This window comes from Acholeplasma sp. ORD1043 (genome assembly GCF_057808485.1).
In genome coordinates this window covers 62,446-76,235 of record NZ_JAQLOJ010000009.1, presented here as the reverse complement: position 1 = coordinate 76,235, position 13,790 = coordinate 62,446, and the positions used below count along the sequence as shown (strand labels likewise).

Annotated in this window: 14 protein-coding genes; 1 reads left to right on the top strand and 13 read right to left on the bottom strand. The window is 31.2% G+C overall.

The window, feature by feature from the left end; genetic code table 11:
• Nucleotides 1-17 precede the first annotated feature (17 nt).
• The 7 genes from PG914_RS04560 to rdgB form a co-directional block, all read right to left on the bottom strand.
• Nucleotides 18-374, bottom strand: coding sequence for a hypothetical protein (locus PG914_RS04560; RefSeq protein WP_488822527.1), 357 nt, complete (start codon nucleotides 372-374; stop codon nucleotides 18-20).
• A 149-nt stretch (nucleotides 375-523) separates the two neighbouring features.
• Nucleotides 524-724, bottom strand: coding sequence for a hypothetical protein (locus tag PG914_RS04555; RefSeq protein WP_488822526.1), 201 nt, complete (start codon nucleotides 722-724; stop codon nucleotides 524-526).
• Between the two features lie 46 nt (nucleotides 725-770).
• The gene (locus tag PG914_RS04550; RefSeq protein ID WP_488822525.1) at nucleotides 771-1,817 is read right to left on the bottom strand and encodes a hypothetical protein; all 1,047 of its coding nucleotides are present in this window, start codon (nucleotides 1,815-1,817) and stop codon (nucleotides 771-773) included.
• Nucleotides 1,801-4,701, bottom strand: coding sequence for an EAL domain-containing protein (locus PG914_RS04545; RefSeq protein WP_488822524.1), 2,901 nt, complete (start codon nucleotides 4,699-4,701; stop codon nucleotides 1,801-1,803). The genes PG914_RS04550 and PG914_RS04545 overlap by 17 nt, the downstream gene beginning before the upstream one ends.
• A 132-nt stretch (nucleotides 4,702-4,833) precedes the next feature.
• Nucleotides 4,834-5,700, bottom strand: coding sequence for a phosphotransferase (locus PG914_RS04540; RefSeq protein WP_488822523.1), 867 nt, complete (start codon nucleotides 5,698-5,700; stop codon nucleotides 4,834-4,836).
• The gene (locus tag PG914_RS04535; protein WP_488822522.1) at nucleotides 5,690-6,136 is read right to left on the bottom strand and encodes a YfcE family phosphodiesterase; all 447 of its coding nucleotides are present in this window, start codon (nucleotides 6,134-6,136) and stop codon (nucleotides 5,690-5,692) included. Before PG914_RS04535 ends, PG914_RS04540 begins: the two co-directional genes overlap by 11 nt.
• Complete coding sequence (gene rdgB / locus PG914_RS04530; RefSeq protein ID WP_488822521.1) at nucleotides 6,096-6,698, bottom strand: RdgB/HAM1 family non-canonical purine NTP pyrophosphatase; 603 nt, start codon at nucleotides 6,696-6,698, stop codon at nucleotides 6,096-6,098. Before rdgB ends, PG914_RS04535 begins: the two co-directional genes overlap by 41 nt.
• 104 nt (nucleotides 6,699-6,802) lie before the next feature.
• On the opposite strand from rdgB, the gene PG914_RS04525 reads away from it, so the two are divergent.
• On the top strand, nucleotides 6,803-8,002 hold the full coding sequence (locus PG914_RS04525) for a CPBP family intramembrane glutamic endopeptidase (protein WP_488822520.1): 1,200 nt from the start codon (nucleotides 6,803-6,805) through the stop codon (nucleotides 8,000-8,002).
• Between the two features lie 12 nt (nucleotides 8,003-8,014).
• On the opposite strand, the gene PG914_RS04520 is transcribed toward PG914_RS04525, so the two are convergent.
• From PG914_RS04520 to cmk, 6 genes are all read right to left on the bottom strand, one after another.
• Entirely contained in the window at nucleotides 8,015-8,965 is a 951-nt protein-coding gene (locus tag PG914_RS04520) for an ankyrin repeat domain-containing protein (RefSeq protein ID WP_488822519.1), read from the bottom strand.
• Nucleotides 8,966-9,048: 83 nt separating this feature from the next.
• Nucleotides 9,049-9,324 (bottom strand): HU family DNA-binding protein, encoded by a 276-nt coding sequence (locus PG914_RS04515; RefSeq protein WP_488822518.1) that lies wholly within the window; start codon nucleotides 9,322-9,324, stop codon nucleotides 9,049-9,051.
• Between the two features lie 74 nt (nucleotides 9,325-9,398).
• Nucleotides 9,399-10,394: an NAD(P)H-dependent glycerol-3-phosphate dehydrogenase gene (locus PG914_RS04510; protein WP_488822517.1), complete on the bottom strand. Its 996-nt coding sequence runs from the start codon at nucleotides 10,392-10,394 to the stop codon at nucleotides 9,399-9,401.
• Complete coding sequence (der, locus tag PG914_RS04505) at nucleotides 10,384-11,700, bottom strand: ribosome biogenesis GTPase Der (RefSeq protein ID WP_488822516.1); 1,317 nt, start codon at nucleotides 11,698-11,700, stop codon at nucleotides 10,384-10,386. The genes PG914_RS04510 and der overlap by 11 nt, the downstream gene beginning before the upstream one ends.
• 12 nt (nucleotides 11,701-11,712) lie before the next feature.
• Nucleotides 11,713-13,116, bottom strand: a complete 1,404-nt coding sequence (locus PG914_RS04500) for a S1 RNA-binding domain-containing protein (protein ID WP_488822515.1) — start codon at nucleotides 13,114-13,116, stop codon at nucleotides 11,713-11,715.
• Nucleotides 13,113-13,778, bottom strand: a complete 666-nt coding sequence (gene cmk / locus PG914_RS04495) for a (d)CMP kinase (protein WP_488822514.1) — start codon at nucleotides 13,776-13,778, stop codon at nucleotides 13,113-13,115. Before cmk ends, PG914_RS04500 begins: the two co-directional genes overlap by 4 nt.
• Between the last annotated feature and the right edge of the window lie 12 nt (nucleotides 13,779-13,790).

Sequence of the window (13,790 nt, the reverse complement as noted above, 5' to 3'; positions counted from 1 at the left end):
AAAAAAAAAGAAATATCTTATTCAAAAGATATTTCACAATAAGCTCCAATATTTTGTTCTTTTCTAACTTTATTAATTAAGTGCATAATGATATCCTCATCAAGCATTAATTGTACTAAGTTTTGTGTTAGACCTTCAGCTAAGAAATTTTCTAACACATCAATTTGTCTTAATTGTTTTTCAATTTGTTTTTGAATGTTACCATCAATAATTTCTTGTTCGTAATCATTGATTAATTCCAGCATAAATTCTTTATATGCTTTAATATGATCATATAGGCCGTCAACAGTCATTGCACGTAAGGCATCAATCGTTGGTTTTTTCTTTTTAATGTATTCAGTTTGTAACCATTCTTTGTATGCTTTATCCGTCATAACACTGTCTCCTTCCTTAAGTTTGACTATATATTATCACTTAAAAAAGGCTTTGTCATTTAATATGAACTGTGATAGTTAAATTGTGTGAGTTTCCCACAAATTTATAAAAAAAAACGGGGTAAAAATAAAAGAATCCTTGCGGATTCTTAATCTTTTTTGTGTACTAACGGTATTAATGTTTGGTTTTCGATTGCTTCAGGATATTGATAAGCTTCTTCACGAAGACGTTTAAACATCACATAAACTAAGCCACGATCTAAATCAAGTCTGGTGATGACTCCGCTATCGCGTTCTCCTTCAACTTTTACACGTTCACCGATTATATATGTTTCATTACTCCATGCCATAATTCCATCAAACTCCTTTTTCTCTTACCTTAATATTATACCATAATTATTTACTTAAATCCTTTAAGGACTTACCAACTACATAACTTAGGTCATTATCTTCTAAATTCTCAAACCATTTTAAGAATTCTTTAATTTCTTCATCATTAATTTGATCAATTAAGTGAGATAAATCATATTTGAACATTGGATGAAGAGATTCGTTCAAATGTTTAATTAGTTCATTTATGGATTTATTTTGTTTGACAATTGATTTAATATCAGCTAATATTTTCGGCAACTTCAAAGTTGGCATTTTTGCTTTCTTATTTGAAATATCAAGTGTCATTTTATAAATATTTAAAATCTCTTTAAGTCTTAAGTATTTAATATATTCTACGTATTTTTGATCTTCTAAGTGATAAAGTTTCTTTAATAGTTCTAAACGCCATACAAAACGGTTATTTGCCTCTTTAGCAATGTTTTGTTCGTCTTTAATCAAGAACTCGAGTTTAACAATATCTTTTAATTCAAAGCTGTTTTTGATACCTTTTTCAAACATATTAACAAGATAGCCAATGGATTCTAATTTTATCTTATTTCTTGATAGATAATTATTTAAATCACTCATCAAATTATGTTTTTCTTTTGTATAAGCATCAAGCACACGTTTAAATTCAATTGTTGTTTTATCTTTAATAATTTCTTTATCTTTAATGATGTAGGTAACATAACTCATCGAATTTCTAGTTATTTCTTTTTCTAATATTTCTGAAAATCCATAAGAACCATCTTCATAGTTTCTATTCGTCGGATGTCCCACAACATCATTTCTTAAGTACTTTAACATTCTTAAGTTGTTGTTGGCATTAATGTTAATATGATATTTATATTTAGTGGCTGAAAACGAAAGTTGGTATAGTGCATCTATACCAACAAAAAGTGATTGTAACAAACCAAAGACATCAAGTAATATACTTGATTTATCATTTGATGTTCTTGCTTTAAATTCATTAATCATACCATCAACATGTCCTAAAATGGACAGTGAACTTTGTGCTCTAATTTTTGCATCAAATGCTAAATTGTTAATGGATTCAACTATTTTCTCCATGAGAATTACCTGCTATCTTATAAAGTAATTGTTCTGCACTAATACGTTTATAGATTGGTCCTTCAATGTATCTAATTCCTAAATTTTCTAAATATTCTTTTTGATCCTTACTGCGAACATTTCTAATAACAAGTGCCATCTGATGTGTTTCAAGTAAAGATTTTAACATCCTTACATAGTCATACCATTTAGGGTCACCTTTTTTATCATCTAAATGCAGCGCATTAAATGGGAATGATAAAACTACTTCAACAGAGGTTGCATCCATACCAATACCAGTATCGATTAGTTCGTTGATTTGAGTTAAATAAGTTGATGATTTTATTGAATCAGCTTTAACTTTAAATCTAATAAATTCAAACGGAATCGAGAATTTTTTAAATAAGCCTATCACGAATGGATTAAAATTCGGATCTAAGAATGATTCTTTTGATATTGGAATTGTAATCTTAATTAATTTTCCAGTTTCTTTTTCAAGTAATGACAAGAACTCAGCAACTAATGTCATATGGTGCTTTTCTAAATCAAATAAACGATTACGTTTTTTAGCTATCGATAATAAGTATTTTGAATCAATATCAATGTTTTCCATAATCAAATCTGATTCATATTGCCATACAACATTTCTTTGCATGTCAATTAATTGATGGAATGATAATGCTAATTGATGGCCTTCAATTGCTTGATTCAAGTAATTAATCACTTGTTGTTCAAATACTTCATCTTCATAAATCTTATGTTCAAAGAAGATAAAATCATCACTATGATCTTGACGCTTTAAGACATCTAATGATAACTCTAAATATCTAAATAATTTTGCAGGATTTTTTTCCTCTGTTACAACTGGATATCTAATGATTGCTAATTTAGGGAAGAATTTCTCGTATGAAATCACTTGAGATTCATATGCATTGATATACTTTATGTAATCTTTAACTATTTTTGTAACTGAACGGATATCGTTATATGGAATATAGACAAATAGTTGGTTAGTTGAAAAACGATAGGTTTCACCATCTTCAAAAAATCTTTTTGTCACTTGACCAAATTCTTTAAAGAATTTTAATGTATCTTCATAACCATAAATTGGTAAGATTGATTCATTAAAATTAATTAAAATCATCGACCCCTTTTCATTTATTAATTCAGGCATTCTTTGATTAAGTGCATTTAAATTTTGTAAACTGGTATCAAAATCTACAGTGGCTTCCATAACTAATTTACTCTTTTCTTCAAAAAAACTAGTTAAATCTTCAAAAACAGAAACTATCTTAATTTGGTCTTGATCTTTAATTGAGACCAATTTTTCTTTAATTTGTTTCTCGTTAAAGTGATAAATCAATGTATCGAACAATCCCGGCTCCCTAAAGAGTCTTGTTAGAGTCTTCTCGTAGTTCTTTACCTCGTGAGGTAAAAGACGATTTAAGAAGATTTCTAGCGGTAAATGCGAGTCTACATATAAAAGTTTTTGAGCTTCAATATTGTATGCAACTTGATACTCACTCATTGTTCTAATTGCTAAGATACTTGAATTCACGACATTGTTTAAAAATTCATTTTGAACTTTTAATCGATTTCTTTTTTCTTCATCAGTTAAACAGGTATAGATAATTGTTGAAATACCTTTAAAAAGATCAAAATAAATTGCTGGATCAGATACTTCCTTTTCAAGATGTACTAAGAAAACCCCTAAATCAAATAATGCAAATCCATATATATATTTGACTGAATCATCATATGGTTTAGAAGTTAAAATGTTTGTGTCATATTTAAATGCTTGAGGTTCACCAAATCTTTCTTCACCATCAGTTAGAATTTGTCCAATTAAAGTTTCTTGATAAGAAGATTTAATAAGTGCCTTATCATACAAACGTTCTTTTTTATAGTGATAAAGCATTTCATCTTTTTTTGTGAAGACAATAAAATCCTTGACCGTAATAACCTCTTCAGCTTTCATAAAGAAACTACGTAGAAAGTCTCTTAGTTGCTTGGTTTCAGTAATTTGATGAGAAAATGCCATCAGTTCAATGATTGAATTGATTTGTTCTAAATTAACAGCTGACTTAGTCTGTTTAAAAGGTGTTTTAATTTCAAAATCTTCACTCAAATTGATTTGCGGTTTTACTTCATTTTTTTCTTCTTGAAGCTTTGTTTTACTCTCAATCTTTTTTAAGGACTTTAATTTCTTTTGATATAAGTCAATTGATAATTTATTGTTTTGTTTCGTATATAAATCAACCAGTAAAGTATATGCTTCAATTTGATAATCTTGTTCCATATTATCAATTTTATAAGCATAATCCGCATCAAGGATGGTTGCACGGTGGAAATCTTTTTCATCAATATAAATCTTTAATAAAACTAAAAACGCATCCATTTCATATTTAGGATTTGATTTATACTGTAATGCTACTGCTTTAGCTTCATCAATATTACCAAGTTTAACTAAAACTTTTAAATAGTTTGGAACATAACTATGTTGAGGATCCAATCTTTTCATTGATTCAATAAGTGCTAATGCTTTTGGACCATCGTTACGTTCTAAATAAAGTTCTAATAACTCTTTTGAAAGTTTTAATTTGATATCATCAGGGATGACATCTTGGATTAAAGACTCAATTTCAACTAAGTAGGATTGATGCGTTTTCTTTTTAAACTCAATTAAGTTAAGTTCTGCAAGATAACGTTTGGTTATCGGTAAAACATTTTTTCTTAAAGTATAGAATTGATACGCTTTTTCAAATTGCTTAAGTTCTATGGCTGCTAAGCATACCAATTCAAATAGTTTCTCTGCTTCAACAATATTTAAATCCTTTTCAAATTCTTTAAAATACTTATTGCCAAGTTCATAAACGTCTTTGAAATAACCCATTTCATATTTCATCTTTAATAAATGGGTAAAAACGGTTAAATAATTTTTAACCGTTAATGTATTTGAACTTAAAAATGATTCAATTTCAGAAACCGCACTTTGACTCGGTGCCAGTTCTAATAAATATTGGAGTTTGATAAGATATCACCCTTTAATTTTTTCAAATAACTCTGCTGCTTTTTTCAAGTACTTATCAGCTATCATGTTAAAGTCTAAATGTAGTTTTTCACTCATACCTTGTTGATGTTTATAAGTTGCAACAATATGCCATTGAAGCACTTGATACATACGATAGAATCTAAGTCTTCTTAATTCATCAACTGTTGATTCACGTTCTAAATAAAAGTTTAAAAGTTTTTCTGCATCTTCAAAGTGTATATTACCGAATGATGCAATATCATAGAATGGGTCATTCATACCAGTGAATTCCCAATCTAGTAAATAAAGTTTATCTGGTGATTTGACAAAGTTTGATCTTTGAGCATCACCATGACAAAATACTTTAGGATACTCAATAAACTCTTCATCATACATTTTTAACCAGAAAAGTTTTAACATAAAGTATTCATGTAAAGGTGGTTCAGCTAGTAACTTTTCATAACGTCTTAGACGTCCTTTTAAGTCATAATCAACACCTTTAACATTGGATTGATGCAATCTATTTAAAACAGCTGCTACTTCATAGTAATCACTTTCTTCAAAATTTTCTGAAAGTGGTGTACCTTCGATATATTTTGATACCTTAATACCAGTTTTTGTATCAAAATAGACAACATCACTAGATAATCCAAGTGGTTGTACTAAATCTAAATGTTGTTTTTCAACTTGTAAATTAATTAATGGTTCTCCACCTTCACCAATTTTTCTTATCGTGTATGGTTCACCTTTAACTTTAACTAAGAATGTGTAGTTACTCATACCACCTTTAAATCTAGAAACGACTTCTACATCATTATCTTCGACGCTAAAGACTTCTTTAGCAATTTTTAACATTTCTTTTTCAATCGACATGAATAAAACTTACCTTTCCTTTTTCTAGCACAACATAACTTTTTTCAAAATATCCAGATAATGCACCAGGATTAATATAAGTTATATCATGAATCTTTTTGTAAAAAGGTTCATGTGTATGGCCAAATATACAAATATCTACTTTTAATTGTTCCGCTAAATCAATTAAGTCCTGTAATCCGTATTTAACATTTTGGAGATGTCCATGAGTCAATAAAATCTTTAACCCATCGATTTCGATAATTCTTTCTGTAGGTAAATCAAAATAATAGTCGTTATTACCTTTAACAGCAATCATCTTGGTCTCTTCCATGGTTTTAATATCGATACCTAAATCACCGGTATTAAGATGCATTGTAAAGTCAGTTTCTTTTTCAAGAATCTTCTTTAATAAATCACTTCTGCCATGTAAATCGCCAGTAATTAATAATTTCATCCTTACCCTCCACTAATTTTTGTAGTGCCAATACGCGGTGCGAATTTTTACTCTTATAAATACTACCTAGACTTGCAAGTGTTTGATCTTCACCTTTTGGAATAAAGATTGGATCATACCCAAAACTTTCATTACCTGATGGTGCTTCTGCGATGCTACCTTTAAAGATACCTTCATAATCAAATGTTTTACCATCAGGAAATGCAATAGAGATGATCGAAATGAAACGTGCATCTCTTATTTCTTTTCCTTCAAGTGATTTTAATAGTTTTTGATTATTAATTGCATCACCTAAGCCTGAATAACGGGCAGAAAACAATCCTGGGAGACCATATAAACTATCTACCATTAATCCTGAATCATCAGAAATGACTGGTATACCTAAAATTTTTGAATAATGCCTTGATTTAATTCTTGAATTATCTAAAAATGTTGATCCTGTTTCTTGTGGTGAATCAGTTTCTTTTGGGTTAATTTGAATAAAAGAAAATCCCTCATTTTCAAGAAAATTTGAGAGTTCTTCTAACTTATGTTTATTTGAAGTTACTACTGCAATTTTCATATAATGAAATCTTCCCTTCAATCTACTTTCAATTATAACATTAAATGAAATATAAGGCTTTCATGTATAATAGAATTATGAAAAATTTTTTTAAGGAGAATAACATGCAAGAACAATTAGATGATCTCGAAAAAGAATTTACGCCGTTACATAACAAAGAAATCGAGTTCAATACCAAACATAAGAAAAGATTTATTTGGGCAATCTTATCTTACATCGGATATTTAATCCTACCGACATTTATCATTACCTTCCTATTAATTGCATTAGGACCTGAGGATAATGGTGTCTTTGTCACTTATACACCAGGTGAAAATGCGATTGAATCAGCAATGCTAGATGCAAATGCACTACTTATTTTAAAGGAATCTGAATTCCCAGATAATGCAGATACTCAAAGATTTTTATATAAAATTTATTCAAAAGATGGTTATGGTTTTTATATTAATCGATTTGCAGGCTTCCTTGAAGCTGAATCAAATGCTGATAATCTTACTGTATCTACTGATTCATACAGTTTCAAAGATGAAGCAATAGATTCAATTTTAGCAGGTGAAAAACTTAAATGGGCTAATAATGCTAACATTTCATTCTATATACCAGAAGATGATATACCTGTATTCTTAAATTCTACTGGTTTAAATACATATTTAACAGAGAATAATCTGTATACAGTTGAAGGTTTAAATGTTGATTCAACCTTTGCTGAAGTCTTCCAATTAGTTTTATATCTTGGATTTACAGTTGGTATGGTATTCTTATTAAAACCATCATTTAAATATGATTTCCCAGGCTTTAAATCTATTCCTTGGTCTGAAACATTAGGTAATGTGGTGATTGGTGTATTACTTATTTTAGGCGGAAATATTGCATCAACTATATTTACAAATTTATTTAATCTGATTACCGGTACACCAGAACAAATTTCTGTAAATCAATTATCAATTGAAAGATCACTAACTGGTCCATTCTGGTTTGTTATGGTGTTTATTGCAGTTGTTCTTGCACCAGTGGTTGAAGAATTAGTCTTTAGAAAAGCATTCTTCTCACTCTTTAAGAAACCTACGACCGCACTTATTGTTTCATCCGTATGTTTTGGATTAATCCATGTGACAACAGAAATTTTAAGTGGTGATTTCTTACTTGCCTTTTCAACTGGTGTATCTTATATCATTGGTGGGGTTGTGTTAGGATATGTTTACATTAAGAACAAACAAAATATATACATCAACATGTTAGTTCATGCTGGTTATAATTTGTTCGCAATGGTGATTTCACTACTTGCTGTCTTTGGATTACAATAAAAAAATAAGACCTTAAGCGTAAGGTCTTAGTAAATTGATACATACTTGAAGTTTATATTTAGTTGCATAATCTAGGGCCGTTAATTTTAAACGGTCCTTTTTTAATCTTGCTCCGGATTCTAGTAGTTGACGAAGTTTATTGTAATCACGATTTAAGACTGCTAATGTTAGGTTTTGATTATCAACTAATTTAGCATAGTATGGACTATTTTTCCATTCTTCTAATGTTCTTACAATATCTTGATGATCACTTAATCTTGCTAGCATGATTGGAGTTTCATAACGTCTATTTATTAAATCAATATAAGCATCTACTTTTAATAATCGTAATACAGTATCTTTGGTGCCAAATCTAACAGCATTAAAGAGTGGTGTTTCAAATTGGTCGTTTAATTGATTAGGATCTAAATTTTGGTTTAAAAATAAATCAACCATTGAAAGACTTGTTGTCTTTGCAGCATAATGTAAAAATGAATTTGATGCTTCATCTTGGTAAAACCAAGATAGTTTAGATACTTCCATTAAATAATTGATTAAATCCACATGACCAGCCATAATCGCGTAGTGAATTGGTAGACGATCTTCTGTTGTTTTAGATAGTGGATTCGCACCAGCTTCAATAAAGAGTTTAACCATGTCTAAGTTACCCTTATGACAAGCTAAATGAAGGACTGTTTCATTACGATTATTTAAAAGGTCAACTTTAGCGAATTTCCCTAATAGTTTTTTAGCAATGAGGAGTTTACCTTTTCTTGCACAATCAAAAAGTGCACTTTCTCCTAATTGGTCAGTCATGTTAACATCCATATCTTGACTGATTAAATAATCAACAACATCATATGCACTACCAAGTACAGCATAATGTAGTAGATTTTTACCCTTAGGATCTTTTACACCAATGAAATCTAGGTTAGATTGAAGTGATGATATATCATTATCAAAGGCTAGTTTAAATAAGTCCAAGCAGTTCCCCTCCCTCTTTAAGTATATTATATATGAAAACCGAAAAAAAAGCCTCAACTTAAGTTGAGACTACTTCATGCATATTACTTAACTGCGTCTTTTAAGAGTTTTCCCGCTTTAAATGCAGGGGTTTTTTGTGCAGGGACGACGATTTCTTCCCCAGTACGAGGATTCTTGCCTTTTCTAGCTACACGGTTTCTTACTTCAAAAGTACCAAAACCTGTTACAACTACTTTTTCTCCCCTGTTCGCAAGTGTCTCAGTTACGACTTCTGTAAAAGCGTTGATAACCGCTTCTGCCAACACTTGGGTTGTTCCAGCCTTATCCGCAACATGTGCGACTAACTCTGTTTTGTTCATTATTCTTTATCCTCCTGTGTAGATATTTTGATTATATCATAGTAAATACGTGTTTACAAATAATACATATTGGCTTATTCTAGCGTTTCAGCCTTTAATTCACGTGTTAAAAGTAAAACAATTGCTTCATCAACTTTTAAATTATTAAAGATTACTTCATAAGCAACTTCAATGATTGGGAGTTCAATACCTTCTTTAATACATAAATCTTTTGCAGCTTGAATTGCTCTAACACCTTCAACAACCATCTTAGATTCACGTAAAACTTGTTCAACTGGAACACCTTGTCCAATCTTTAAACCAGCATTAAAGTTTCTAGAATTGTAACTTGATGCAGTTACAATTAAATCACCAATACCAGTTAAACCAAAGGCAGTTTCTCTCTTACCACCCATTGCAACGACGACTCTGACGATTTCTAATATGCCACGTGTGATTAAAGCAGCACGTGCATTTTCGCCTAAACCATAACCAGTCATAATGCCTGATACAATAGCGATGGCGTTTTTAATCGCACCACCAACTTCACATCCAATTAAATCATCAGAAGTGTAGATTCTTAAATATGTACGATTTGAAAATAATTTTTGAACTGTTTGAGCAAACCAAATTGTTTCACTTGCTGCTGTTAAAACAGTTAATTTACGCAGAATAACTTCCTCCGCATGGGATGGACCTGTTAAGGCTGCATATGCCCCAAAGTATTCTGGAGCTATTTCATCTTTAACGATTTCTGAAACTCGTTTTAAAGTACTTGGCTCAATACCTTTTGAAACATTTATGAAATAGTTTTTACGATGTGATAATGCATTAATTTCTCTTAATGATTCTCTCATAAATTTAGTTGGCACTGCTAAAACTAAATAATCAGAGAATAAAAGTGCATCATTTAATTGAGCAGTTGCTTTAATGCCTGAGATTTCATTATCAAAAAACGGATGGATGCCATTGTTAATTTTATCAACTGCTTCTTTATTAATGTCATAAACCAGTGTCTCATGACCATTATCTTGTAAAACTTGAGCTAAGGTGGTACCCCATGAGCCGCCACCAATTACACTAATCTTCATAAGTATCCTTCTTTCTGAAAGTGAACTTAAGCGGTGTACCCGTTAAGTCGAACACACTTCTAAATTGATTTTGTAGATATCTTTCATATGAGAAATGAATAAAGTTTGGATCATTGACAAACATTGTAATTGTCGGTGGTTTAATATCCGTTTGAGTTGCATAATTGAATTTAGCCTTACCTTGGTTAAATACTGCTGGTGGATTCATTGCAACTGCATCAGCTAGTGTTTCATTAATTAATTTTGTTGGTAATTCTTTAGTAAAGTTTTCATAAACTTGATTAATCACTGGGAATAATGTGTGAACGCGTTCATTTTCTTTAGCTGATAGATAAACAATTGGAGCAAATGGTAAGAATTTGAATTCATCACGAATTTTTTCTTCAAATTTCTTCATTGTTTTACTGTCTTTTTTAACAGCGTCCCATTTATTAACAACAATAATGACACCACGCATATATTGCAGTGCAAAGCCTGCAACGTGGGCATCTTGTTCTTGAATACCTTGTTCACCATCAATAACGATTAAAGCAATATCGGCACGTTCTAGTGCAGTTAACGCACGTAAGACTGAATACTTATCTAAGTTTTCATAAACCTTACCACGTTTTTTAATACCTGCTGTATCAATTACTGTATATTTTTGTTTATCTTTAGTAAAGGTCGTATCAATCGCATCGGTTGTCGTTCCAGATACTGGAGAAACGATGACACGATCTTCACCTAAAATGGCGTTTACTAAAGATGATTTTCCGACATTTGGTCTTCCAATAACAGCAAAAGATATTACACCTTTTTCTTTTGGTTTATCTTCTTGAGTCATGTATGAAAGTACCTTATCGAGTAAATCACCAATACCAATACCATGATGTGTAGAAAGTGGAATTGGGTCTGAAAAACCTAATGAGTAAAATTCGTATGCATTTTGAATTAATGAAATATCATCAATCTTATTTGCTGCAACAATTACTGGTTTTTCTGTTTTATATAGTTGTTTAGCAATATAGTAATCACTATCGGTTAATCCTACGCTACCATCAACCACAAAGATGATAACATCAGCCTCATCCATTGCGATTTCTGCTTGGTGCTTAATTTGAGTTAAAAAAGGAGCATCACCTACTTCAATGCCCCCTGTGTCAATTAGACTAAACTTTTTAGTTAACCACTCAGTTTGGGCGTAGATACGGTCCCTAGTGACGCCTGCGACGTCGTCGATGATAGAAACTCTGTCACCAACTATTCTGTTAAAGAGCGATGACTTTCCGACATTCGGACGGCCGACAATTGCAACTGTAAATGGCATACTAAAACCTTCTTATTTCTTATTTTTATTTAAATCTTCGAATAAATCACCAAGTGTAATATCTTCAACTTCATCATTACCTAAGTACTTTTCGAATTCTTCTCTCTCAAGTTTGTTTAATAATTTCTTAACAGAAAGTTTTAATACCCAACCTTCTTTAGAGAAATCAATTACCTTAGCTTGTACAGATTCACCTACTTGGTAATAATCATTGATATTCACTTTTGGATCGTTATGTGCTTCACTTGCAGGAATGAATCCATCTACTGCATTGTAAGACACTCTAACGCCATCTTTAGTAACTTCTTCTACTCTTACATCAACAACTTGACCAACTTTTAAGTTAACATCTTGCCATGGATTTTCTTCAATAGCTTTCTTTGATAAAGCAATTTTTTCATTCTTTAAATCTTTAGAGATGATGACAACTTCGATTTCATCACCAATTTTTAGATAAGCATCAGCATTATCTCTTGGATTCCATGAATATTCATTCTTGTGTAATAAACCTTTAACGTCTCTTGCAACCTCTACTAAAACACCAAATGGTAATTTAGAAACTATCTTACCTTTAACACGGTCACCAATCTTATGTGAACCTAAGAAATCTTCATAAGGGGTTGGCATTAGAGCTTTCATTGAAAGATCTAGGCGATTGCCTTCTTTCTTGATTACTTTAACTTTAACTGTTTGACCTTTTGTTAAAACATCTTCAATCTTGTCAATTCTATGATGTGATACTTGAGAAATACGTAACATACCTGAAACATTGTTAAACTTAACAAATGCAGCATGTGCTTCGAAACTTTCTACAGTACCTTCTAAAATTGCACCAGTTTGAATTGAATCTAATTCTTTTTGGCGTAATGCGCTCTTTTCTTCTTGTTGTTTTAAACGAACTGCTTCATAAATTGGTTTTCTAGTTGCGATAAGTTTTGGACGACGACGATCAGCTTTATACTCTTCAATTAATACTGAAAGTTCTTGACCAACTAACGCTTCCTTCTTATCTTTTAACTCGAAATCAAGTAAAGTAAATGGTAAGAATAATTCATATGTTTCGTAGCTTAAAATTAAACCTTTGTCTGATACACTCTTAACAACAGTTGTGATTTCAGTTTTTTCAGCATATGCTTTTTCGATTTCTTCAAGCTTCTTTTCAGCTAATAAAGGTAATCTTGAAAGAAGGATGATTGAAGAATCATCACCTTCAGATACTTTAGTAACCTTAGCTCTGATTTTATCTCCTTTTTTAACAACTTTCGTTAAGTCAGATGGTGCAGGTTTATCAAAATACTCTGCAAAAATAGTACCTTCAGTTGGAGCACCAAGGTCTACTAAAATAACATCTTTTTTGACAGAAAATACTACGCCTTCAACAACTTGTCCTTGTTTTGGATAAATAAAATCACTCATTTAGCTTCTCCTTTTGCTGATAGTATCAGCCCTATAATTTTTTCCACTGTTTCATCAATTGTCAGATGCGTTGTATCGATTTCAATCGCATCGTCTGCTTTTTTAAGCGGGGATTCTTTTCTTGTTGAGTCTTTGATATCTCTAATAACCAATTCTTCAACGATTTTTTCAAAGTTAACATCATGACCTTTTTTAAGTTTTTCTTGATGTCTTCTTTTTGCTCTTTCTTCAACTTTTGCGTTTAAGAAGATTTTAATATCTGCATTTGGCATAACAACCGTTCCGATGTCTCTACCATCCATGACAACATTGCCTCGATCTGCTGCTATTTTTTGCAAATGAACCATTTTTCTTCTCACGTAAGGGAATGATGATACTAAAGAAACATTTTTAGTGACTTCTTTTCCACGTATTTCATCTTCAACATTACGATCATCCACATAAATGTGGTCATCATGATAAGAAATTTTTATGGTCTCTAAAAAATCATATTGTGATTCTTCGTTTAAATCAATGCCTTTCTCGATGGCGATTAAAGTTACCGCGCGATACATCGCTCCGGTGTCGATATGCGTCATCTTAAGTCTATCGGCAACTAATTTACTGATGGTCGATTTACCGCTACCTGCTGGACCATCAATGGCAACCTGAAATCCTGCCATAAAATTTCCTCC